The organism is Flavobacterium sp. GW823-FHT06G12, from assembly GCF_058794775.1.
Map to the genome: position 1 here is coordinate 491,112 of NZ_JBXAHE010000001.1, position 23,942 is coordinate 515,053.

The 23,942-nt window shown below is 31.9% G+C and carries 18 protein-coding genes; 12 read left to right on the forward strand and 6 right to left on the reverse strand.

Translation table 11 applies throughout. The features are described from left to right. Positions 1-3 precede the first annotated feature (3 nt). On the forward strand, positions 4-735 hold the full coding sequence (gene ric / locus AC1Q5Z_RS02055; RefSeq protein WP_492443647.1) for an iron-sulfur cluster repair di-iron protein: 732 nt from the start codon (positions 4-6) through the stop codon (positions 733-735). Between the two features lie 167 nt (positions 736-902). Beyond that, complete coding sequence (locus AC1Q5Z_RS02060) at positions 903-2,132, forward strand: hypothetical protein (RefSeq protein WP_492443649.1); 1,230 nt, start codon at positions 903-905, stop codon at positions 2,130-2,132. 170 nt (positions 2,133-2,302) lie between these two features. Here AC1Q5Z_RS02060 and AC1Q5Z_RS02065 read toward each other — a convergent pair whose 3' ends face one another. The 3 genes from AC1Q5Z_RS02065 to nirK are packed head-to-tail and all read right to left on the reverse strand — an operon-like array spanning position 2,303 to position 5,158. Further along, positions 2,303-2,899: an SCO family protein gene (locus AC1Q5Z_RS02065; RefSeq protein ID WP_492443651.1), complete on the reverse strand. Its 597-nt coding sequence runs from the start codon at positions 2,897-2,899 to the stop codon at positions 2,303-2,305. Positions 2,900-2,916: 17 nt separating this feature from the next. Continuing rightward, positions 2,917-3,696 (reverse strand): formylglycine-generating enzyme family protein, encoded by a 780-nt coding sequence (locus AC1Q5Z_RS02070; protein ID WP_345157757.1) that lies wholly within the window; start codon positions 3,694-3,696, stop codon positions 2,917-2,919. 16 nt (positions 3,697-3,712) lie between these two features. Further along, on the reverse strand, positions 3,713-5,158 hold the full coding sequence (nirK, locus tag AC1Q5Z_RS02075; protein WP_492443654.1) for a copper-containing nitrite reductase: 1,446 nt from the start codon (positions 5,156-5,158) through the stop codon (positions 3,713-3,715). 256 nt (positions 5,159-5,414) lie between these two features. Between nirK and capB the strand changes: the two genes are divergently transcribed. Together capB and AC1Q5Z_RS02085 are read left to right on the forward strand one after the other, a co-directional pair. Continuing rightward, on the forward strand, positions 5,415-6,674 hold the full coding sequence (gene capB / locus AC1Q5Z_RS02080; protein WP_177210237.1) for a cysteate-C-fatty acyltransferase: 1,260 nt from the start codon (positions 5,415-5,417) through the stop codon (positions 6,672-6,674). Positions 6,675-6,797: 123 nt separating this feature from the next. Next, positions 6,798-7,286 (forward strand): hypothetical protein, encoded by a 489-nt coding sequence (locus AC1Q5Z_RS02085; protein WP_198857055.1) that lies wholly within the window; start codon positions 6,798-6,800, stop codon positions 7,284-7,286. A gap of 89 nt (positions 7,287-7,375) precedes the next feature. Here AC1Q5Z_RS02085 and AC1Q5Z_RS02090 read toward each other — a convergent pair whose 3' ends face one another. Both AC1Q5Z_RS02090 and AC1Q5Z_RS02095 read right to left on the reverse strand, forming a co-directional pair. Next, positions 7,376-8,494 carry a GTP cyclohydrolase gene (locus AC1Q5Z_RS02090; protein WP_286969456.1) on the reverse strand — a complete coding sequence of 373 codons (1,119 nt, stop codon included), beginning with the start codon at positions 8,492-8,494 and terminating at the stop codon, positions 7,376-7,378. A gap of 51 nt (positions 8,495-8,545) precedes the next feature. Next, positions 8,546-9,514, reverse strand: a complete 969-nt coding sequence (locus tag AC1Q5Z_RS02095) for a transporter (protein WP_198857057.1) — start codon at positions 9,512-9,514, stop codon at positions 8,546-8,548. 123 nt (positions 9,515-9,637) lie between these two features. Between AC1Q5Z_RS02095 and AC1Q5Z_RS02100 the strand changes: the two genes are divergently transcribed. The 7 genes from AC1Q5Z_RS02100 (at position 9,638) to AC1Q5Z_RS02130 (ending at position 17,958) form a co-directional block, all read left to right on the forward strand. Then, positions 9,638-9,931 (forward strand): DUF4834 family protein, encoded by a 294-nt coding sequence (locus AC1Q5Z_RS02100; RefSeq protein WP_177210233.1) that lies wholly within the window; start codon positions 9,638-9,640, stop codon positions 9,929-9,931. 49 nt (positions 9,932-9,980) lie between these two features. Next, positions 9,981-12,593 carry a YfhO family protein gene (locus AC1Q5Z_RS02105; RefSeq protein WP_492443657.1) on the forward strand — a complete coding sequence of 871 codons (2,613 nt, stop codon included), beginning with the start codon at positions 9,981-9,983 and terminating at the stop codon, positions 12,591-12,593. An 8-nt stretch (positions 12,594-12,601) separates the two neighbouring features. Next, a complete protein-coding gene (locus AC1Q5Z_RS02110) occupies positions 12,602-12,853 on the forward strand; it encodes a hypothetical protein (protein WP_343588952.1) in 252 nt (83 codons plus the stop codon). 32 nt (positions 12,854-12,885) lie between these two features. Then, positions 12,886-14,172: a glycosyltransferase family 4 protein gene (locus tag AC1Q5Z_RS02115; protein ID WP_343588951.1), complete on the forward strand. Its 1,287-nt coding sequence runs from the start codon at positions 12,886-12,888 to the stop codon at positions 14,170-14,172. Between the two features lie 34 nt (positions 14,173-14,206). Further along, entirely contained in the window at positions 14,207-15,676 is a 1,470-nt protein-coding gene (locus tag AC1Q5Z_RS02120; RefSeq protein WP_343588950.1) for a lipopolysaccharide biosynthesis protein, read from the forward strand. A 95-nt stretch (positions 15,677-15,771) separates the two neighbouring features. Then, positions 15,772-17,424: a mechanosensitive ion channel family protein gene (locus tag AC1Q5Z_RS02125; protein ID WP_492443659.1), complete on the forward strand. Its 1,653-nt coding sequence runs from the start codon at positions 15,772-15,774 to the stop codon at positions 17,422-17,424. A gap of 234 nt (positions 17,425-17,658) precedes the next feature. Beyond that, entirely contained in the window at positions 17,659-17,958 is a 300-nt protein-coding gene (locus tag AC1Q5Z_RS02130) for a DUF8108 domain-containing protein (RefSeq protein WP_198857062.1), read from the forward strand. Positions 17,959-18,050: 92 nt separating this feature from the next. On the opposite strand, the gene uvrA is transcribed toward AC1Q5Z_RS02130, so the two are convergent. Next, positions 18,051-20,846 carry an excinuclease ABC subunit UvrA gene (gene uvrA, locus AC1Q5Z_RS02135; RefSeq protein WP_492443660.1) on the reverse strand — a complete coding sequence of 932 codons (2,796 nt, stop codon included), beginning with the start codon at positions 20,844-20,846 and terminating at the stop codon, positions 18,051-18,053. A 193-nt stretch (positions 20,847-21,039) separates the two neighbouring features. On the opposite strand from uvrA, the gene AC1Q5Z_RS02140 reads away from it, so the two are divergent. Continuing rightward, a complete protein-coding gene (locus AC1Q5Z_RS02140; RefSeq protein ID WP_492443661.1) occupies positions 21,040-23,841 on the forward strand; it encodes a helix-turn-helix and ligand-binding sensor domain-containing protein in 2,802 nt (933 codons plus the stop codon). The last annotated feature ends 101 nt before the right edge of the window (positions 23,842-23,942 follow it).

The window sequence follows — 23,942 nt, forward strand, 5'->3', positions numbered from 1 at the left end:
ATCATGGAAAATTTAAAAAACAAAACAATAGGATCTTTTGTGGCTGAGGATTTTAGAACGGCTGCAGTTTTTTCAAAATATAGAATAGATTTTTGCTGCAAAGGAAACCGAACAGTAACCGAAGTATGCGAAAAGCAAAATATTGATGCAGATGCTTTATTGGAAAATGTGCTGCAAGTTGTACAATCAGAAAATAGTGGAAGCATTGATTTCAATTCATGGCCATTAGATTTATTGGCAGATTATATTGAGAAAACACATCACCGATATGTAGAAGAAAAAATAAACGTTTTATTGCCGTTTTTAGATAAATTATGCAAAGTGCATGGAGCAAATCACCCAGAATTATTTAAGATTAACGAATTGTTTATTGGCTGTGCAGGAGAATTATCTCAACACATGAAAAAAGAAGAATTGATTTTATTTCCATTTGTAAAAAGAATGGTGAAAACAAAAGATACAGACGGAGTTTTACATCAGCCATCTTTCGGAACCGTTTCCAATCCGATTGCGATGATGATGCACGAACACGATAATGAAGGCGAACGTTTTAGAGAAATCGCTGCGTTGACCGATAATTATACTCCGCCAGCTGATGCTTGCACGACTTACAGAGTTACTTTTGCTATGCTGAAAGAGTTTGAAGCTGATTTACACAAGCACATTCATTTGGAAAATAATATCTTATTTCCAAAAGCTGTGACGCTAGAAAAAGACTTTGTTGAAGTAGAATAAAGGTTAATTTTAATAGTTCGAAAACATCGGTAATAATCCTCTAAAATGATAATTATCGGTGTTTTTATTTTAAACCATATAAGTAATATAAGCTCATTTAAAACAGACTTATAATTTCTTATATTACTTATATGGTTTAATAATTTTATAGGTTTAAAAGTTGCAATATGAATTCTCAAAAAGCTTGGATACTTTGCTGTTTTTTTAATTTTCTGATTGCCTGTGTTTTTGGATTGTTAATGCGGTTTATGTATCTGTTTCCTTTAGATTTTTTAAATTATAGTTTTCTGCTTCATGCGCATTCGCATGTTGCCATGTTAGGCTGGGTTTATATGATCGTTTATGTTTTGGTGGTTCATTTTTTTATTCCGAAAGAAAAAAACCAGAAACCAATTTATAACCGTCTTTTTTGGCTGACGGAGTTTTCAGTTATCGGAATGATGATTGCTTTTCCAATTCAAGGATATGCTTTGTTTTCGATTGTATTTTCAACCATGCATATTTTGCTGAGTTATGTTTTTTGCCGTTTGGTTTGGAAAGATTGTTTAAGAGATAAATCTCCATCGCAAAAACTTTTATTAGCCTCAATTCTATTTATGGTTTTATCGACTTTCGGAGTTTGGTGTCTTGGTCCTGCGGTGAGCACGTTAGGAAAACAAAGTGCTTTTTATCAGATTGCGATTCAGTTTTTTCTTCATTTTCAATTTAATGGCTGGTTTATATTGGCAATTTTAGCTTTGTTTTTAAAACAATTTCAAAATAAAATTGATGAGGTAAAGTTTAAGAAGTTTTACTTTCTAATGGTTGTTTCTACGTTACTGACGGTTTGTTTTCCAGTTCGCTGGTTTATAGGAAATGACATTTTTAGTTATATCAATGCTTTGGGAGTTTTAATGCAACTCGGCGCTTTTATTTATTTCTATAAAATGTTGCAGCCTCAAATTAGTCATTTTAAAAGCACTTTAGATAAAACGACTAAAATAGTTTATGGTTTGGCATTATGCTCTATATTTTTGAAAGTAGGAATTCAATTGTTGACTCTTTTTCCTAATCTGGCAGAAGTTTCACATCAAATCAGAAATTTTGTAATCGGATTTATTCATTTAACCACTTTAGGAATTATAACAGGATTTTTGTTTGGGATTCTGCTTCAGAATAAAATGCTTTCTGCTGATTCTTCAATATTAAAAATAGGAGTGAAGTGTTTTATTTCAGGATATATTTTTACAGAAGTTTTGTTGTTTCTTCAAGGTTTGTTCTTCTTTTTTGGAGAAGAAAGTATTCCAGGATATTTTCAAAGTATTTTGATTTTTAGTATTCTTTTGGTTTTGGGATTGGTTTTGATTGTGATATCTAAAATAAATTTTCTTTCCTGCAAGGTTTCAAAAACCTTGTAGGTCTTATCTTTTAAATATTTAGATATCTACAAGGTTTTTGAAACCTTGCAGGAAGTCAAACTTTTCTAAATCATAAATTTATTGATAGAAGTCCGATTTAAATAAAAAACAAGAGTCAATTTATTTCTAAATCTGCTCTTGTTTTCTTACTAATTAACCTATTTAAATATCTATATTTTTCCAGCTTCAAGATTTATTGCTTCAATTGTTTTTTCATTATTTACACCTAAACCTTCTTGCTGAAATACCAATTCTCCTTCTGGATTAAAAACGCTGATAATATTAGAGTGCGAAAAATCTATTGGGGAAATCTGCTTGTAATTGACAGCCAAAACTGCTGCAAACTCTCTTGTGTTTTCTTCAGATGAACGAAGGAAAATCCAAGGATCTTTATTTATTTTATTTTCAATTGCAAATGATTTTAATCTTTCGGGAGTATCAGTTTTCGGATCGATACTGACTAAAATCAATTTGACATGCTGTTTTGTCTTTTTCTCCAGTTTTGATTCAATATCGCGCATATCGGCCACTAATCTAGGGCAGGCTGCTTTACAGCTGGTGTAAATCATTACCATTACGAGAACATTTCCTCTGAGCGATTTTAATTCAATGTCTTTTCCATCTTGTGTTGTCCATTTTGATGGTAGATTATAAATTGATAAATCGCTAATTTCTTTTTTTGTTTCTGTCGTAACCTCTTTTTTATCAGATTCTTTACAGCTGTAAAAAGAGAATAAGAGAAGAAAAGCAATTGCTATTTTTTTCATTGTAAACTAATTTTAAATTAGATTTTTGGTTTTGTTGTGCTAGCACATCTAAAACCAAGATTTCGTGTTGAATATTGCGCTTTCAAGCTTCCTCTGAATGCGTAACGCATAAAAGCGGCATAATCCATTAAATCGGAAGCATTAACTGATCCACTTCCGCAGAAAAGATTTTTGTCAGTGCTCTTGTCTTTTCTAGATTCTCCTGATAAAAAAATACTGTTGAAATCAGATGTCCATTCCCAAACTAAACCGTGCATGTCGTAAACTCCCCAGTAATTTTTGAAAGTTTTTCCAATTTCATTTTCATACGTTCTTGATTTCTCATACCAAGACAAAATGTATTCGTTGAATTCTTTTTTGGTTCTAGCATCTATTTTTTTAGTGTCTGCCATTGCGACATATTCCCATTCATCCATTGTAGCTAAACGTTTTCCTTGGCACTCGCAGTATTTTTTAGCAGCAAACCAAGAGACGCTTGTTACTGGCGATTTAGGTTTTGCATTTCCAAAATCAAAATCATTTGTCCAGTATGAGAGATAACTTTTATCAGCAAAAATTCCTTTAATTTTAGATTTTTGATATGAAGGATTTTTTTTGACAAATTCTAAAAACTCACTATTGGTTACAGGATAAATATCTATGTAAAAAGAATTTACCGTTACAGGATTTTTAGAAACGGCTCCATAAAGAGGGACAAAAGATCCCTCTTTTATGAAAACCATTCCTTTTTCTTGAGCTTTCATGACACTAACTGCAGAGAAAAAGAGAATTGTAAGTATGAAAAGGTGTTTTTTCATGCTAGAAGTTTTGCTGTTATCTTAAAGCTTTTACCATTTCTGGAGTAACTTCGGTTTTGTTGTTGCCCCAACTGTTGTAAATGTATGTCAATACATTTGCGATTTCATCATCAGATAAATTCTGAGCAGGCATTACGTTGTTGTATTTTTTTCCGTTAACGGTTACTTCTCCAGTTAAACCGTGTAGGATTGTTTTAATAGCGCGTTTAGAATCGGCATTTAAATAATCTGATTTTGCCAAAGGAGGGAAAGTACTCGGAATTCCTTGTCCTTCAGATTGGTGGCAAGCGAAACAAGTTGTTCCGAAAATTTCTTTACCAATTTTAACTTTCTCTTCAACTGTACGTTTCGGAATTGCAGTTTTTGCAGTTGAACCTCCTGGCATTTTTTGGATAGTTCCACCTTCTGGCAGATAAATACCTTCCTGAATAGTTCCAGAATAGATGTTTTTATTTTCTTTTCCTTCAACTTTTAACATTCCTAAAGCCCCCTTATTAAATGCTCTAAAAATAGAGTGATCAACCAAGATAAAAGTTCCTGGAGTTTCTACTTTAAAATCGACGATAGCAGCTCCACCGGCAGGAATTAAAGTTGTCTGCACATTTTTATTTACAACACTTCCGCCTTCTATATGCACACTGTCAAAAATTTCTCCAATAACGTGGAAAGAAGAAACTAAGTTTGGTCCTCCGTTTCCAACAAACAGACGAACAGTTTCTCCAACTTTTGCTGTTAATTCATTTCCATTGGTTAAAGAGCCTACTTTTCCGTTAAAAACAACATAATCAGGAGTTTCTTTTACGGCTTTGTTCATATCAAACGGCTGAAGACCTTTTGCGCCGTATTCACCTTGAGTGTAAAAATCACCTTGCATTACATAATATTCTTTATCAACAGGAGGAAGTCCGCCTTCTGGTTCAACCAAAATTAATCCATACATACCATTTGCAATATGCATTCCCACAGGAGCTGTTGCACAGTGATATACATACAATCCAGGATTTATAACTTTGAAACTAAATACTTTTTCATGCCCTGGCGCTACAAGAGATGAGGTTGCTCCACCACCTGGTCCAGTTACGGCATGTAAATCTATATTATGAGGTAATTTATTATCAGGATGGTTTTTTAAGTGAAATTCAACTTCATCACCAACACGTGTTCTAATAAAGCTCCCTGGAACAGAACCTCCAAATGTCCAATAGGTATATTTTACACCATCAGTCATTGTACCTTCTTGTTCCTTAATTTCCATGTTTAGTTTCAGTTTCATCGCCGTTCTGTTTCCGACTGGTTTTGGAACGTGAGGGGGCGATGTAAGTTCAGCATCCATTTCACCTTCAGTCATAATGTTTGCATAATTTTTAGCTTCTTCTTTTTTGCAACTTGCTAAAATTAACAGCATAAATAACGAGCAGATAAGAACGCTTGTTTTAATCCAGGTTTTGTTAGTTCTTTTCATGATATGTTTAGATTTATTTTGGGTTAAATTTCTAAACAAAAATAAAAGACTTATTTGTCCTTTATTATGATATTAATCATGTTTTTACATCATTACAGAGCTAAAGGCTTTTTGTATATTAATTTAATATGTGTAAAATCTTACTATTTTATGATAGCATAATATTTTTCAATAAAAATAATTGAGGCTCTTCATTTTAAATTAATATTGATTATTTTTGCTCGCTGATAAAGTAAAAAAAATTACTACATATATTATGGTAAAAGATTTATTCGAAAGAATTCAGGACAATAAAGGACCTTTAGGAAAATGGGCTTCTCAAGCAGAAGGTTATTATGTTTTCCCAAAGTTAGAAGGAGAGTTGGGTCCTAGAATGCAATTTCACGGAAAAAATATTTTAAACTGGAGTTTAAATGATTATTTAGGTTTAGCTAATCATCCAGAAGTTCGTCAGGCAGATACAGATGCAGCAATTCAGTTTGGTGCAGCTTATCCGATGGGAGCTCGTATGATGTCTGGACACACTACGTATCACGAACAATTAGAAAATGAATTGGCTGAATTCGTAATGAAAGAATCTGCTTATTTATTGAATTTTGGTTACCAAGGAATGGTGTCTATTATTGATGCTTTGGTTACTAAAAATGATATTATTGTTTATGATGTAGATTCACATGCTTGTATCATTGATGGTGTTCGTTTACACATGGGTAAACGTTTTACATACAAACACAATGATTTGGAAAGTATGGAGAAAAACTTGCAGCGTGCTACTAAAATGGCAGAAGAAACAGGCGGAGGTATTTTATTTATTACTGAAGGTGTTTTTGGAATGCGTGGACAGCAAGGAAAATTAAAAGAAATAGTTGCTTTAAAGGAAAAATACAATTTCAGACTTTTAGTAGATGATGCTCACGGATTTGGTACATTAGGTAAAACTGGTGCTGGAGCAGGTGAGGAGCAAGGAGTTCAAGATGAAATCGATGTTTATTTCTCTACTTTTGCAAAATCTATGGCTAATATTGGAGCTTTCGTAGCGGCTGATAAAACAGTTATCGATTATTTGAAATATAATTTACGTTCTCAAATGTTTGCTAAAGCATTGCCAATGATTCAGACAATTGGTTCTTTGAAACGTTTAGAATTGTTGCGTAAATCTTCTGCAATTAAAGATAAACTTTGGGAAAACGTAAATGCATTGCAAAACGGTCTTAAAGAAAAAGGATTTAATATTGGAGATACAAATACTTGTATTACGCCAGTTTACTTAGAAGGAAGTATTCCTGAGGCAATGGTAATGGTAAACGATTTAAGAGAAAATTATGGTATTTTCCTTTCTATCGTGGTTTATCCAGTTATTCCAAAAGGAATTATCTTATTGAGAATGATCCCAACAGCTTCTCACACATTAGAAGATATCGAAGAGACTTTAACAGCTTTCGAGGCAATTCGTGAGAAATTGACTAACGGAACTTATAAAGAAATTGCTGAACGTACAACTGTTGATGTTTCGTAAATTTCACTAAAAATAGATTCTCTTAAATGGGAATTATGTAAAAAAATCCATTTGTTCTACGAATGGATTTTTTTTTATTTGAGGTAACTTTATATCATAATCACAAAATAAAAATGAGGAATTATGAAAAAAGTACTAACACTAACAGCAGTACTTGTCTTGTCAATTTTTGCTTCTTGTAAAAAAGAAACAACAAAAACAGAACCGGTACAAATTACACCAAGTCCACCAAAAGAAGCTGAAATTTTAGAACCAGCTGGAGATCAATGCTACGCTTGGAAATCTAACGGAAGCGTAATAGAAATGAGTTTTAATGTTAATTCCCATCAGGAAGTAAACGGAAAACTAAGTTATAATTTGGTTGGAAAAGATAAAAACGAAGGAACTTTAATAGGAAATATGAAAGGTGATACTTTAGTTGCCGATTATACTTTTAATTCAGAAGGAGTTTCTTCTGTAAGAGAAGTTGTTTTTCTACAAAAAGACGGAACTTTTATTGAAGGATACGGAGATGTTGTAGAAGCAAATAATAAAGTTTCTTTTAAAGATAAATCAAAACTAAAATTTGATGCTAAAAATACTTTGGTTAAAGTAGATTGCAAAGTAGAGTAATGATGTGTTTTATAAATTGAAAAATCCATTCGTTTGGGGGCGAATGGATTTTTTATTGTGATAATTTCGGCCGTGACTGAAAACTAAAATTAAAGATTCTTCAAATAAGTTTTTCTCTGGCAGTGAATAATTGGGTTAAAGTTTTTCCAAAGTAAATGAATGGCATTGTTTTCTAATAATTCTGGAGTTCTAATACAAGTTTGAATTCCTTTGGCAGAAAACGTTTTGTAATATTCGTCAAAAATAATAGCCGTTACACCTTTATTTTGGTATTCAGGATGAACTCCGATAAGGTAAAAAACAACATCTTTACTATGCTTTCTAGCTTTTAATAATTGAAGAAAGCCAAACGGAAATAATTTTCCTTTTATTTTCTGTAAAGCTTCAACAAAACTTGGCATTACAATACTAAAAGCTACTAGCTTATCGTCTTTGTCTAAAACGAATTTAATGTATTCTGGATTGATAAAGCTAATGTATTTCTTTTTAAAATATTCTTTTTGAACATCTGAAATTGCTACAAATGAAGCCAGTTTTTCGTAAGATTCATTAAACAAATCAAACATTTCGTCTACATAAGGCATAATGTCTTTTGTTTTGGTAAACGTAAGAGATTTTAATCCGTAGCGTTTTTTGATTAGTTCTTGAGCTTTTTGAAAAAACTCTGGTTTTACATTTGAGAAAGGAAATATACTTTCGATAAATTGTTTTTCAATCTGAAATCCTAATTGTTCTAAATGTGTTACATAATAAGCGTGGTTGTACCATGTAATCATAGTTCCAATTTGATCATACCCTTCTGTTAGAACTCCTACTTTATCTAAATTAGAGAAGCCCATTGGTCCTTCAGCATGCTCTAAATTATGTTTTCTTCCTAATTCAAAAACTTTTTCAAGCAATGCTTTTGTAACCTCAATATCATCAATTACATCAAACCATCCAAAACGCACTTTTCTTTTGTGCTGATTGTTAACTTCAGCCCAATTGATGATAGCAGTAATACGTCCAACAATTTTATTGTCCTTATAAGCTAAATAAAAATAAGCTTCAGCATTATCAAATGCTGGATTTTTGGTTTTATCAAAAGATTCCAATTCGTCTGAAATAATGGGTGGCACCCAATACGGATTGTCCTTGTATAATGAAAAAGGAAATTTGATGTATTCGGTTAATTCTTTCTTGCTTTTGGCTTCTTTAATTGTAATCATTAAGGTGGTATTGAGAGTTCTTAATAAAAAGACTCTGGGTTATTTTACGCTTTATTCGTATTTTGCTTTACGTTTTCTTTCTTTTTCCTGATAATCAACTTTTTTGTCGTTATCAGGATTCTTTTTAGCTCTGTCTGCAGCTTTATTTTCAATTTGTTTTTCTTTGTACCATCCGTCATAACGCCATGATACACCTACACCTCCATATAAAATAGATGGCGTATTTTTAAAATTAGTACTTATCGACGCATCGACTTGCATGTTGGAAGAAAGAAGGAAAGCAGCTCCTCCGCGAAGAATTGAATCGCTATAGAAATCGCTTTTATATCCTTGATTTTCAACAAAACCAGACCATCTGTCGTTAAATCCGTGCGTCAAAGTTAATACATATCCGTAACTTGGATAGTCTGTTCCAATATAATCTGCAATAATATTGGTTACAAAAACCCAAGCGCCGCCTCCCAATAAGTTTTGCGTAATCAACGAAACCTTTGGAGAAATAGCACCATCAGGAGAAAAGTAATAAGGATTATTTGCTCCAACAAAATTAGCACCTGCGAAAACAGAAACAGCTGGAATTAACTCGCGCCATTGAAAATTACGATTGGCTTTATAGCTGTAAATGTTTACTTCTCTTTTATAATTTTTATAAGGATCATAAATAAGGTATTTAGCTCCTAAAACCGTTTGTCTAAAGTTATTCTTTTTGTAACTAATGTACGGAGTGTCAAAACTTTCTGTTTGGTATTGTAAGTCAGCAATAAATTCTAATTGTTCGAGAAAAGCTCCATAACGAATGGTAAGATCTGTGCCAAATCCGCTTGCATCATATCCTAATAAATCGTGTTTTTCTTTAATGCCATAAACGCCAAGTTCGGCCTGAATTACAGATTTTCCAACAGCATATGCCGACATGGTTTCTCCTGGGCGATTGGAATTAATAACGTCAGTATATTGCGCAAAAAACAGTTGTGGAATAAAAAAAAGTACCGGGGCAAGTAAGTTTTTAATTTTGAACATATAAATTTTTTTTGGTTAAAAAATAATAACGCATTTCAAATGTACATATTTTATTATTTATTTAAGATTCATATTTTATTTTTAAGAAATGGATTTATTAATTTTGGAAAAAAATATATAGTTATGCAAGAAGCATCATTTTCAGGTTTGTTTAAGACCATCATGTGGGTTATAGCTTTTTATTACATTTTTAAATTTTTAGCTAGAATCTTTTTGCCAGTATTGGTTAAAAAGGCGGTAGAAAATGCTAGTGAAAATTTTCAAAGACAACAACAGCAGTATAATCAAAGCAATACGTATCAGAACAAACAATATACTAATAATAATGATGAAATAATCATTAACACCGCTAATGCTAAAAACCCGCGCGAAACCAAAAAAGTGGGAGAGTATGTTGATTACGAAGAAATAGATTAGATTTGTGTCCTGAAAATTTAGGATTCATTTTAACCCAAACTAGCCAAAATTGAAAATAGTAAATAAGTTCTATCCGCATGCCCTTGTTATCTTGGGCTTTATTTTTGTTTCGTTAATTTATTTTTATCCAGTTCTGCAAGGAAAACAAATCTTCCAGTCTGATATTGCTCAATACACCGGAATGGCAAAAGAGCAAAATGATTTTAGAGCAACGGAAAATGCTGAACCTTATTGGACAAACTCTGCTTTTGGAGGTATGCCAACGTATCAGCTTGGAGCAAATTATCCGAACGATTTTATTGGTAAAGTAGATGATGTACTACGTTTTCTTCCGCGTCCTGCAGATTACTTGTTTTTATATTTCCTTGGTTTTTATGGCTTATTATTGGTTTTAAAAACAGATCCTTTGAAAGCCTTTATAGGTTCAATTGCCTTTGGTTTTTCAACTTATATGATTATCATTTTAGGAGTTGGACATAATGCCAAGGCGCATGCTATTGCTTATATGCCTTTAGTAATTGCTGGGTTTATACTCGTTTTTCAGAAGAAGTATATTAAGGGTGGTCTGCTCACCATGTTTGCCGTGGCACTAGAAATTAGTGCGAATCACTTCCAAATGACCTATTATTTATTGATTTTCTTATTGATACTTTCAGGTTATTTTGCTTTTAATTATATCAAAGAGAAAGATTTTAAAGGACTTCTAATTTCTTGTGGAGTTTTATTAGTTGCCGGGATTTTTGCCTTAGGCGCCAATGCCGGTAATTTAATGGCAACAAACGAATATGCTAAATACAGTATCAGAGATAAAAGCGAGTTGACTTTTAATCCAGATGGATCTAAAAATGAAACGACTGCTTCTATGACGACAGATTATATTACAGAATACAGTTATGGTATTGCAGAAAGTTTAAATTTAATTGCACCAAGAATCTTTGGAGGTTCAAGTCACGAAAACGTGGGTACAGACAGTCGCATGTATGCATTTATGCTTGAGCAAGGAGTTCCTGCATCTCAAGCTCAGGATTTTGTTTCTGGAATGCCAACGTATTGGGGAGATCAGCCAATTGTTTCTGCGCCAGCTTATATCGGAGCTGTAGTTTTCTTTTTGGCTGTTTTAGCGTTGTTTATAGACGAAAGAAAAATCAAATATGTTTTCCTTACCGGTGCACTTTTTACTTTGGTGCTTTCTTGGGGAAAAAATTTCTCTTTGTTGACAGACTTTTTTATAGAATATGTTCCTCTTTATGATAAATTTAGAGCTGTATCTTCAATTCAGGTTATTTTGGAATTATGTTTTCCTGTTTTAGCTGTTATGGGATTACAATCATTCTTTAAAGCTAAAGATGAGCCAAAATTACAGCAGAAAGCATTAGTGCAGACAGGAGTTTTTGGTTTAGGGGTTCTTGTTATTCTTCTAATAGCAAAAAGCTTCTTCCATTTTACAGGAACAAGTGACCAATATTTCTTAGAAAGTTACGGACCAGATTTTGTGGATGCCTTAAAAGAAGATAGAATTACAATGTATTATGCAGATTTGTTAAGATCTGGATTTTTAATAGTTGCAACTTTTGGAATTTTGTTTTGTTATTTAAAGTATAAAAATATAATCGTTACTTTAAGCTATATACTTTTGCTTGGACTTGCATTATTAGGTGTGTTTTTTGTCTTCATTGTTATTGGCGAAAAAACATTATTAAGCATAAAAGCATTTGTTCCCTTAGTATCTTTTTTATTGGCTTATTTAGTATGGAAATTAGTTTCTAAAAAGGAATATACTCAACTTGGAGTTGTTTTGGTCGGTGTTTTATTAATTATTGATTTGTTCTTTGTGGATAAAAAATACGTTTCTGCTAAAGATTTTGTGAGCCCAGTTCAAATTGCAGCACCTTTCCAAGAAACACAAGCAGATGCACAGATTTTAAAAGATACTTCAATTTATCGTGTATTTGATCTTCAGGGGCAATTACAAGGAAGATCATCTTATTTCCATAAAACAATTGGAGGTTATAGTGCTGTAAGGCCAAGAAGAATGCAACAATTGTACGATTATCAAATCGCTAAAAATAATCTTGAAGTGCTTAATATGCTTAATGTTAAGTATATAATTCAAGTAGATAAAGACGGAAATCAAATTCCTGCCGTTAATCCAGATGCTAACGGTAATGCTTGGTTTGTTGGTGCAGTAAAGCTGGTAAACAAACCAGACGATGTAATGAAAGCGTTGAATACTTTAGACACTAAAAAAGTAGCGGTTTTCAATGTTCACGAGCATGAAAGTAAATTTCAAAATGCAAGATTAAAGAAAGCTTTTGATACGACAGGAACAATTAAGGTTGTTACATATAAACCAAATTATATCAAATACAAATCAGAAAATAAAGGAGATGGTTTAGCTGTTTTCTCTGAAATGTATTATAAAAATGGTTGGAACGCTTATATAGATGGTAAATTAACAGATCATTTCCCAGTAGATTATGTTCTAAGAGCTATGGAAATTCCTGCTGGAAAACACACTATAGAATTTAAATTTGAGCCTCAAATTATTAAAACTGGAGGAACAATTACTTTAATAAGTTCAATTGGAATGTTGTTGCTTCTAGGTGCAGGAATTTATTTTGAAAGCAGAAAAAAAAGTTCAAAAAGTGACCTGAAAGATTAAACTCTTAGATGAAAATCTCAAAAGTTATTGCAATAGTTTTCTTGACTATTTTTGATATATTCATTTTTATTTTGTGTGGTATTTTCATGATGGGGTATGATGATTCATATTCAGAAACTCAAGGAGAATATTTTAGTTTTTCAAGCATGAAAATGGAATACAAAATTGTTTGGGGATTTTATAATTTTTGGATTGTTCTAAATGCTATGTTTTTACTTTATATTTTGTATAAGATATATAAGAAATTAGCATTAAAATAAAATTTACCTTTGCACTTTTAAACTGATTTCCATTGGAACAAAAAAAACTTTTAATAATTACCTATTATTTCCCACCTGCGGGAGGGCCTGGTGTACAGCGTTGGCTGAAATTTGTAAAATATTTGCCAGAATTTGATGTGCAGCCAATAGTTTATGTTCCAGAAAACCCGACTTATCCAATTGTTGATGAGGGGTTAGTAAATGAAATATCAGATAAAGCAATTGTTTTAAAAAATAAAATTTGGGAGCCTTATCAATTGGCTTCCATTTTTTCGAAAAATAAAACCAAAAAAATTAGTTCAGGTATTTTTCCACAAAAGAAAAAACAAACTTTTTTGGATAAAACATTTCTTTGGGTTCGAGGAAATCTTTTTATTCCAGATGCACGTGTTTTTTGGGTTAAGCCATCTGTTTCTTATTTAGAAAAATACATTCAAGATAATAATATTGATACGATTGTAACTTCTGGACCACCACATAGTTTGCACTTAATTGGTCTAGAATTACAGCAGAAATTTAACGTAAAATGGTTCGCCGATTTTCGCGATCCTTGGACAACAATAGGCTATCATAAAGCGCTTCGTTTGTCTTCTTATGCTGAAAAAAAACATAAAAGTTTAGAGCATAAAGTGCTTAATGCTGCAGATGAAATCATTGTAACAAGTAAAACTACTAAAACTGAATTTGAGGCTATTACCAATAAGCCAATTACAGTAATTACAAATGGTTACGACGTAGAAACAGTCGAAAAACAAACTTTAGACACGAAATTTACTTTGGCTCATATTGGATCTTTCTTGTCTGATAGAAACCCGCCATTTTTATGGGAGGTTTTGGTTGAATTGCTGAAAGAAGTTCCAGAATTTAAATCTCATTTAGAAATTAAATTAATTGGAGCGGTAAGTCAGGAAGTTTTAGATGCGATAGAAGAAAACCAGCTGAAAGAATATTTAAATTTAGTAGGTTACGTTTCTCACAAAGAAGCTGTTGCGCATCAAAGAAAATCTCAAGTTTTACTTTTAATAGAGATTAATTCTGAAGATACGAAAAGTATTATTCCAGGAAAATTGTTCGAATATATGGTTTCAAACCGTCCAATTGTTGCAATTGGACCTCAAGGTTCTGACTTTGCCGATATCGTAACGCAGACCAATACTGGAGTATTTTTTGATTATTCTGAGAAAGCGAAGTTAAAAAGTGTAATTTTGGACTTTTTTAATCAGTTTTTGGAAGGGAAGCTGCAATCGCATGGAATTGGTTTACAGCAATATTCAAGAAAAAACCTAACCAAACAATTGGCACAGCTGATTAAAGGATAATCATTAAACATCAAATACAATCTAAACTCAAGAAATGGGTATTGTCTTAAATCAGTCTTTTAAAAATACTATAATTACATACATTGGTTTTGGTATCGGAGCCATTAATACATTATATCTTTATCCCGTTTTTCTTGGGGCAACATATTATGCTTTAACCAATTATATTACATCTGCAGCAAATGTAATCATGCCCTTGTTTGCAATTGGAATGCAGAATACGCTTGTAAAGTTTTATTCGCAATATAAAACAGAAGAAGAAAGAGAGCAGTTTTTGTCTTTTACAGCGTTATTTCCTGTTTTAATGTGTATTCCGTTAGGACTTATCGGAATCTTCTTTTATGATGATATAACCGATTTTGTTTCTAAAGAAAATCCTGTAGTTCGCGAATTTATGCTTCTAATTCCGTTTATCGGAATCTGCATGGCTTATTTTGAGATTTTTTACGCGTGGGCGAGAGTGCATATGCATTCTGTTTTTGGAAACTTTATTAAAGAAGTTGGCTTGCGATTGCTTTCTACAATTGCCTTAATCGGATTATATTTCAATTGGATTTCGCTGGTAGGATTCGTTTATATAACAGCAGGAATCTATTTTTTTGCATTTTTGATTACGATGTTTTATGCTTTTTATATCAAAAGACCGAATTTCCAAATTAGTATTCCAGAGAATGTAAAAGCGGTAATGGAATATACTTTTTACATTATTCTTTCAGGAAGTGTTGCCAATTTGCTTTTAGATGGAGATAAACTGATTTTGAATCAGTACATGAAAATTGAAAATATTGCGTATTATTCGGTTGCTACTTATATCGCTTTAGTAATTTCAGTTCCGAGCCGCGCAATGCACCAAATTGTGTATCCAATTACGGCTAAATTAATGCATGAAAACAAACATGATGAGTTAAATAGGCTTTACAAAAAGACGTCTATTAACTTGCAGATTGTGGGCGGATTTGTAATGCTTTGCATTTTTGTAAATATTCATCAGCTGTATGAATTAGTTCCTGCAGAATATAGTGGCGGAATCCCAGTAGTTTTTATGATTGGTCTTTCTAAGTATTTCGATTTGATTTTAGGAAATAATAATGCTATTATTTTCAATACAAAATATTACCGAATGGTACTTTATTTAGGATTAATGTTGGTTGTTCTAACGGTAATTTTAAATGTTATTTTTATCCCTATTTTAGGAATTTTTGGTTCTGCTTTTGCAACACTTCTTTCAATTACTTTATATAGTTTGGCTAAATTGCTTTTTGTGGTTAAAAAGCTGGATTTGTACCCTTTTACAAAACAAACTATTCATTCCATACTTTTAACTTTTGTATTGTTTTTAGTTTTTGTTTTCTGGGAGTTTCCATTTTTCCAATTGATTAGTATTGCTCTAAAATCTATTTTAGTGACGATAGCGTATGTGTATTTGAATTATAAATTCAAAATTTCATCTGATATCAATAATGTTATTGATTCTATTTTTAAGAAATTAGGTTTTAAAATTTGATCTGATTTTTCTGTAAAAAAGAAAGTAATTTAAAAATCATAGCTTTTTTGTTTTATATTTGTTAGAAAGGATAACTGACTTATTTCTAATTGAATATGAAAATAAAAGTACTTAGGTTATTAGCTTTCTTTTTTGTCTTGTTTTCTTTTTCGGTAATTGCTCAGAAAAATATTCTGAAAAGCCTTGAAAAAGAACCTGTAACAGTAAAATTAAAAGGTTATCCAGTAAAACCTTTTAACGATACACTTTTTTTTATTTATCATAATGTTGGTTCCTTTTCTGCAAAAGAGAGGGCGCAATACATAACGAATAAGATTAAAAGGCTGTACAATGAATCGTTTTTCGAGAAAGATTCTATAAAAATTATTCCTTCAGATGTTTCTATGGATATTGTGTACCAAAGCGATTTGGTAATAATGTCTGTTTTGGAAGCCGATGCAAAAGCAGAAAATACTACGATAAAGGCTATTGCTAATCGCAATCTGGCTAAAATTAAAAGTGCTATAATATATCAGAATGAAAATTATTCGCAACTTCCTAAACGAATTGGTTATACAGCATTACTAACCCTTATAATTGGGTTGGTTTTATTTTTAACAGCCAGAATTTTCAATTATATCAGAAAATATATTGTAAAGAATAGAGCAAAATATTTTAAAGGAGTAAGTTATAATTCCATAAAAATATTATCTCCAGAGAAACAACAGTTTTTGGCGCTCCGTTTTTTTGGAATCATAAAAATAATCACGCTTATTTTAATTGTATATCTTTCGCTTCCTGTTTTATTTAGTATTTTCCCTGCTACTAAAGACTATACTACTACATTGCTCAAATGGATCTTGACACCAGCAAAATCTGCGGTTATGGGATTCGTAAGCTTTCTTCCAAGTTTGTTTACTATAATTGTAATTATCATTATTTTTAAATATTCGCTTAAGGTTATTAAATTTTTCTTTGATGAAATAAAATCAGAAAACATTAAAATTGATGGCTTTTACAGCGACTGGGCCTTGCCGACATTTAATGTGATTAGATTGCTGATGTATGCTTTTATGCTGGTAATTATTTTTCCGTATTTGCCTGGGTCAGATTCGCCTATTTTTAAAGGAGTTTCGGTTTTTGTTGGAGTTTTATTTTCATTAGGTTCCTCCAATGCTATTGCTAATATGGTCGCAGGTTTGGTTATTACCTATATGCGTCCGTTTAAAATTGGGGATTATATAAAAATTGGAGATGTAAGTGGAGAAGTAATTGAAAAAACAGCTTTAGTTACCAGAATCAGAACGCCAAAATTTGAAGATATTACGATTCCAAATGCTACTGTTTTATCAAGCACTTCTACTAATTATTCGGCAAACACAAATCAGTCCACAAACGGATTATTAATTCATACCACAGTTACAATTGGATATGATGTGCCTTGGAAAGACATACATGCCGCTTTGATACAAGCGGCTTTAAATACTGATATGATAGAAAAAGAACCTAAACCGTTTGTTCTTCAAACCAGTTTAGACGATTTTTATGTTTCCTATCAGATTAACGTTTACACCAAAGAGCCAACAAAGCAACCACGAATTTATTCATCGCTTCACCAGAATATTCAGGATTCTTTTAATGCGGCAGGAATTGAGATCATGTCGCCACATTACGGTGCTTTGCGTGATGGAAACACCACAACGATTCCGCCAAATTATTTAAAAGAAGATTATGAATCTCCTGTTTTTAATATTAAAAATAAAGGTTAAATTATTGATAACGTGTGATTAAATTTGAAAATTTAACACTTGAATATTTTGTAATTAATCGAATTAAAATTAACTTTAACATGAAAGTTTAGCATTACTTTGAAGAAATTGCAAAAATATTTCTAACAAAATACCTAATTGCAGGTATTGTTTTATTTTTTCAGGTTAAATAATTTTGCAAGAAATTGTGGACGAATAAAAAGTTATTGGATTAATTGTAGATTAAAGTTAATTATGAAAAACAATCATCTCAGCCAGGAACAAAGCATGCAAGTATTTTCTAATATGATTTCAAACAAGGTTCATAATGGATTTACTTTAGAAGAGAGAAATGATGAGTTGCTTTTCGCGGTCTTATCTAAAGGAGGAAAAGTAGTTAATCACAGTTTAAATTTTCTGATTTTTTGTTTAACTCTAGGTTTGTGGTCATTTGCGTGGCTTTATCTCACCCTTGAGGCTTCAAAACAGAAAAAGATTTTAGTAGCTATAGACGAAGATGGATTTCCTTTTGAGGAAAGATGTTTGGTAGCCTAGTAACATTAAAAAAAAGAGAAATAAAATATAAAGCCATAAATACAAACTAATCAATTGTATTTATGGCTTTATTATTTCAAATCGGGTAACTTTTATAACTTGTCTTTTAAGTAAACTCCGGTAACAGATTCTTTTACTTTTACAATATCTTCTGGAGTTCCAGAAGCAAGTAAATAACCTCCATTTTCTCCGCCTTCAGGACCTAAATCAAGTATCCAGTCAGCACATTTTATTAAATCAAGATTATGTTCGATTACAATTATCGAATGTCCTTTTTCTATTAAAGCATCAAACGAAGCTAAAAGCTTTTTAATATCATGAAAATGAAGACCAGTTGTAGGTTCGTCAAAAACAAACAAAGCTTTATCTTTTGTTGCTCCTTTAACCAGAAAGGAAGCTAGTTTAATACGCTGTGCCTCTCCACCAGAAAGTGTAGAAGAAGATTGTCCTAATTGAACATAGCCTAAACCGACATCTTGAAGAGGCTGTAATTTTTGAGTGATTTTTGACTGCTTATTTTTTTCGAAAAAAGCAATCGCATCATCAATGGTCATGGTTAGAATGTCATTGATGTTCTGGTTGTCAAAAGTAACTTCTAAGATCTCTTTTTTAAATCGTTTTCCACCACAGGTTTCACAAGGCAGCGAAACATCGGCCATAAAAACCATTTCAACATTTATAGAGCCTTCTCCTTTACAAGTTTCGCATCGGCCTCCATCGACATTAAAAGAGAAATGTTTAGCTTGATAGCCTCTTATTTTTGATAATTTTTCTTTCGCATATAAATCACGAATATCATCATAAGCCTTGATATAGGTGACAGGATTTGATCTTGAACTTCTTCCAATCGGATTTTGGTCTACATATTCAATATGTTTAATCTGCGAAAAAGAACCTGAAATTTCAGTGAATTGTCCAGCTTTTTCGGCAGCACTTTCCAATTTTTTTTGTACCGCAGGAAATAAGATTTTCTTAATTAAAGTACTTTTTCCACTTCCAGAAACACCTGTAACTACAGTTAAAACGTCTAAAGGGAAAGTAACATTTATATTTTTTAAGTTGTTTTCGCGCGCGCCAATTATGTCGATATGATTCTTGAATTTTCTTCTCTTCTTAGGTACAGAAATCTCTAAATCTCCATTTAAATATTTTGCAGTTAAAGAATCCGATTTTAGGATTTCGTCATAAGTTCCTTGTGCAACCAACTTTCCTCCAAAAGTTCCAGCTTCTGGACCAATGTCAATAATCATATCGGCAGCTTTCATGATATCTTCATCGTGTTCAACCACAATTACAGTGTTACCTAGATCGCGTAGAGAAAGCAAAACTTTAATTAATCTTTCAGAATCTTTTGGATGAAGACCAATACTTGGCTCATCAAGAATATACATTGATCCAACCAAGCTGCTTCCAAGAGAAGTTGCTAGATTGATACGTTGTGATTCTCCCCCAGAAAGAGTGGCAGAATTTCTATTTAAAGTAAGATAATCTAAACCAACTTCTGTTAAAAATGACAAACGATTATTGATTTCGACCATTAAACGTTTAGCAATCTGCTGTTCGTATTGATTTAATTCGATGTTTTTAAAGAAAGTAACCAAATGTTTAATTGGTAAATCAACCAGATCAGAAACTGTTTTTCCGTTTATTTTTACATAAGATGCTTCTTCTCGTAAGCGTTTTCCTTTACAAGTATGGCATTTTGTTTTACCACGATAGCGCGAGAGCATTACTCGATTTTGTATCTTATAGTTTTTCTCTTCTAGTTCTTTAAAGAAATCATTAAGTCCTTGAAAATACTGATTTCCAGTCCAAATTAAATCTTTTTGTTCGTCAGTTAATTGGAAATAAGGTTTGTGAATTGGAAAATCAAATTTGTAAGCGTGTTTTACCAATTCGTCTTTATACCAGCTCATGCTGTCGCCACGCCAAGGATATATGGCACTTTCGTAAATCGATAATGAAGTATTTGGAACAACTAAATCAGCATCAATGCCGATTATGTTTCCATAACCTTCACAGACTGGGCAAGCTCCATACGGATTATTAAAACTAAACAAGTGAACATTTGGCTCTAGAAAAGTCATTCCGTCAAGCTCAAAATTATTAGAATAAGAAAATCTCTTTTCAGCATTTAATTCTTGCAGATAGCAAATTCCTTTTCCTTCAAAAAAAGCAGTTTGAACAGCATCAGCAAGACGATTGAAGAATTCCTCTTCTTCTTTTACAACGATACGATCAATAATCAATAAAATGTCTTTATTGTCAAGTTGATGTAAGTCTGAAGCAGAAAATTCGTCTAAACGAACCATTTCGTTATCCACTAAAATACGAGCAAAACCTTGTTGCAAAAGCACTTTCAGTTTGTCTTCTAAAAGTCTGCCTTCTTCAAGATGAATAGGAGCAAGTAATAACCATCTGCTGTCAAGAGGAAGACTCTTAACATCAGAGATTACATCTGTAACGGTATTTTTTTTGACTTCTTGTCCAGAAATAGGAGAATAGGTACGCCCAATTCTAGCAAACAGAAGTTTGATATAGTCGTAAATTTCAGTAGAAGTTCCAACGGTTGAACGAGCATTGGTTGTGTTAACTTTTTGCTCTATGGCAATTGCTGGAGCAATACCTTTAATGTATTCTACTTTTGGTTTGTCTAAACGGCCCAAAAACTGACGTGCATAAGAAGATAGGCTTTCTACATAACGTCTTTGTCCTTCTGCATATAAAGTGTCAAAAGCTAAACTCGATTTTCCTGATCCTGAAAGACCTGTAATAACAACCAGTTTATTTCTCGGAATAACCACATCTACATTTTTTAAATTATGTACTTGTGCTCCTTTAATTATAATATTTGATTTTGGATCTATTTTAGAAAGGTCAATTTGCATAAAAAAGTCAATTTTTACAAAAGTAATCAATTTTGAGTAGAGTTTTGTTAAGGATATTGTTCCAAATCTTAACAGAATTACCACATATGTTTTTGATTTTATGGGGATTTTTTTTTGGCAAAATTTGTTATTTCATATTAAAATACCCTACTTTAGAACTGTTTTAGTATTATTTTAATATCCGGACCAAATTTTGAAAACTACACTAACTACCTTACTTTTTTTAATAAATTTCCTGTTGTTTTCTCAGGAATTTCCGCCAATCATTAAATATTCTCCTTCTGTTTATGGAGCTGGAAATCAAAGCTGGATGATTTCGCAGGATCACAATAATTATTTGTATTTCGCCAATAACGACGGATTATTAGAATATAACGGAACTAGTTGGCAATTATATCCGGGGCCAAACGAAACTATTATTCGTTCTGTAAAAGTAATTGGAAATAAAATTTATACAGGAAGTTATATGAATTTTGGTTTTTGGACCAGAAAGGAAGATGGAAAACTTAAATATACTTCGCTAAGCGACGGTATAAAAAATAAGATCTTAGACGATGAACAGTTTTGGAATATTCTTAAATATGATCATTGGATTTTATTTCAGTCTTTAAACCGAATTTATATTTACGATACCAAAACGGGAAAGTTTAAAATAATTGCGCCCAAAAATGGTGTTGTAAAATCGTTTGCCTCGACAAATGCAATTTATTTTCAGACTTCTAAAGAAGGGCTTTTTGAAATTGAAAGCGGTAGAGCAAAATTAATTTCAGATGATCCGATTTTAAAAAAGTTTACAGTTGCCAATATTTTTACGATAGATGATGGTTTATTACTTCAAACGCAATTAGATGGTATTTACAAACTTTCAGGAAATTCTTTAACCCACGTTGTTACAGATGTTGATGCTGAATTAAAATCAAGTTTTGTATATAGCAGCCAGCGCTTGCAGGACGGAAGTTTTGCTTTAGGAACTGTATCTAACGGAATTTTTATTTTATCTGATAAAGGAAAGCTCAAATACCATCTTACGCAGAGTAAAGGTTTAAGTAATAACACTGCTTTATCGCTTTTTGAAGATAAAGACCAAAATTTATGGACGGGACTTGATAACGGAATCAACTGCATCAATATGCAGTCGCCAGTGCATAGTTTTACAGATGATACGGGAGTTTTAGGAACGGTTTATGCATCTGCCATTCATAACGGAATGCTATATATAGGAACCAATCAGGGATTGTTTTGCAAGCCCAATCAAAGTAATTCGGAATTTAAGTTTATAAATGGAACAAAAGGGCAGGTATGGTCTTTATTTGTTTATGATAATACGCTTTTCTGCGGACATGATTCGGGAACTTTTATTGTGGTAAATGAAAGCGCCAAGAGTATATTTTCGGCTTCTGGAACTTGGAAATTCGAGCATATTCCAGGAAACAAAAATCAGTTGCTTCAAGGAAATTATTATGGCATTTCGGTTTTAGAAAAAAGAAACAATCAATGGGTTTTTAGAAATAAAATTCAGGGTTTTGATTATTCTTCTCGATATTTTGAAATAGGAAACGATTTTGATGTTTATGTAAGCCATGAATACAAAGGAATTTTTAGATTAAAACTTGATAAATCATTATTAAAAACACAAGGCTTTTTTGCTTACAAGAGTCCAGATAAAGGTAAATATGCTAGTTTAACAAAATTCAACAATTCGATTTACTATGCATATAAAGGCGGTATTTTTAAATTGAATGCTAAGACAAGACAATTTGTAAAAGACAGCGTATTAAGTTCCATTTTTGAAAAAGACGAATATACATCTGGTAAATTAATAGTTGATAATTCTAATAAAATCTGGCTTTTCTCCAAAAACTACATTCATTATTTCTCGGCAAGTAAACTAAGTAATCAATTAAAAGAAAATTTAATTCCGATACCTTCTTCTTTGACCAACTCGATGTTAGGTTATGAGAATATCACGCAGATTTCTAAATCTACTTATTTAATAGGAACTACAGACGGGTATTATACATTAAATATTGACGACTTAAGTTTTAAAAACTACAATGTTTTTATTACAGATATTACCATCAATAAGCAAAATGAAACTTTTAAAAATGTGGGTATTTTAAGTGAAGGAAGCTTCAAATCTGATGAAAATAATATAACGCTCAATTATACAGTTCCAGAATATAATAAGTACATTAATTCTGAATACCAATATTTATTAGAAGGTTTTCAGAATGAATGGAGCGAATGGAGTACAAAAGCAACTGTAAATTTTAAAAATCTACCTCCAGGAAAATATACCTTTAGAGTAAGAGCCAAATATGCGAATACCATTTTGCAGAATACTGCTTCGTATACATTTGTAGTTTTAAAACCTTGGTATTTAACAAATCTGGCTTACTTTATTTATTTCCTCTTACTGCTAACAATGGCTTATTTTATTAATAAGGCATATCGAAATTATTATCAAAAGCAAAAAGAAAAACTAATAGAAGAAAATAATCTTTTATTGGAAATTAAAGAGCTTGAAAACGAACAGCAGTTAATGAAACTTCGCAACGAACAGCTTTCGCAGGATGTTGATAATAAAAACCGCGAATTGGCAGTTTCGACCATGAGTTTGAATAGTAAAAACGAATTATTGGCTTTTATTAAGGAAGATTTGAAAAAAACTGCTCAAAACGATAGTTCAAATATCAAATCTGTAATTAGCACCATAAATAAAAATATTACCGAAGAAGATTCTTGGAATGTATTTAAGGAAGCATTTGATAATGCCGACAAAGATTTCTTGAAAAGGATTAAACAAATGCATCCCGCCTTAACGCCTAATGACCTCCGTTTATGTGCCTATTTGAGACTTAATCTTTCATCAAAAGAAATAGCTCCAATGTTTAATATTTCGGTTAGAAGCGTTGAAATAAAAAGATACCGTTTGAGAAAGAAAATGGATTTACAGCACGAAAACGGTTTAGTTGAATATATTTTGGCTGTATAGTATTTAAAAAAGCGGCTCTAAATAACTATACATTACCTCAACATTAAGCTTTTGTTGGGAAATTGCGCGCTAAATGTTAAGAAAATTAACATTGATAAATT

What these genes read in the sequence shown, in the direction of transcription:
- AC1Q5Z_RS02060 (WP_492443649.1), top strand. Translation starts at nt 903, where the DNA reads ATGAATTCTCAAAAAGCTTGGATACTTTGCTGTTTTTTTAATTTTCTG.
- AC1Q5Z_RS02100 (WP_177210233.1), top strand. Translation starts at nt 9,638, where the DNA reads ATGCAAGAAGCATCATTTTCAGGTTTGTTTAAGACCATCATGTGGGTT.
- AC1Q5Z_RS02125 (WP_492443659.1), top strand. Translation starts at nt 15,772, where the DNA reads ATGAAAATAAAAGTACTTAGGTTATTAGCTTTCTTTTTTGTCTTGTTT.
- nirK (WP_492443654.1), bottom strand. Translation starts at nt 5,158, where the DNA reads ATGAAAAGAACTAACAAAACCTGGATTAAAACAAGCGTTCTTATCTGC.
- AC1Q5Z_RS02085 (WP_198857055.1), top strand. Translation starts at nt 6,798, where the DNA reads ATGAAAAAAGTACTAACACTAACAGCAGTACTTGTCTTGTCAATTTTT.
- AC1Q5Z_RS02065 (WP_492443651.1), bottom strand. Translation starts at nt 2,899, where the DNA reads ATGAAAAAAATAGCAATTGCTTTTCTTCTCTTATTCTCTTTTTACAGC.
- uvrA (WP_492443660.1), bottom strand. Translation starts at nt 20,846, where the DNA reads ATGCAAATTGACCTTTCTAAAATAGATCCAAAATCAAATATTATAATT.
- AC1Q5Z_RS02130 (WP_198857062.1), top strand. Translation starts at nt 17,659, where the DNA reads ATGAAAAACAATCATCTCAGCCAGGAACAAAGCATGCAAGTATTTTCT.
- AC1Q5Z_RS02090 (WP_286969456.1), bottom strand. Translation starts at nt 8,494, where the DNA reads ATGATTACAATTAAAGAAGCCAAAAGCAAGAAAGAATTAACCGAATAC.
- AC1Q5Z_RS02120 (WP_343588950.1), top strand. Translation starts at nt 14,207, where the DNA reads ATGGGTATTGTCTTAAATCAGTCTTTTAAAAATACTATAATTACATAC.
- AC1Q5Z_RS02110 (WP_343588952.1), top strand. Translation starts at nt 12,602, where the DNA reads ATGAAAATCTCAAAAGTTATTGCAATAGTTTTCTTGACTATTTTTGAT.
- AC1Q5Z_RS02095 (WP_198857057.1), bottom strand. Translation starts at nt 9,514, where the DNA reads ATGTTCAAAATTAAAAACTTACTTGCCCCGGTACTTTTTTTTATTCCA.
- AC1Q5Z_RS02070 (WP_345157757.1), bottom strand. Translation starts at nt 3,696, where the DNA reads ATGAAAAAACACCTTTTCATACTTACAATTCTCTTTTTCTCTGCAGTT.
- ric (WP_492443647.1), top strand. Translation starts at nt 4, where the DNA reads ATGGAAAATTTAAAAAACAAAACAATAGGATCTTTTGTGGCTGAGGAT.
- capB (WP_177210237.1), top strand. Translation starts at nt 5,415, where the DNA reads ATGGTAAAAGATTTATTCGAAAGAATTCAGGACAATAAAGGACCTTTA.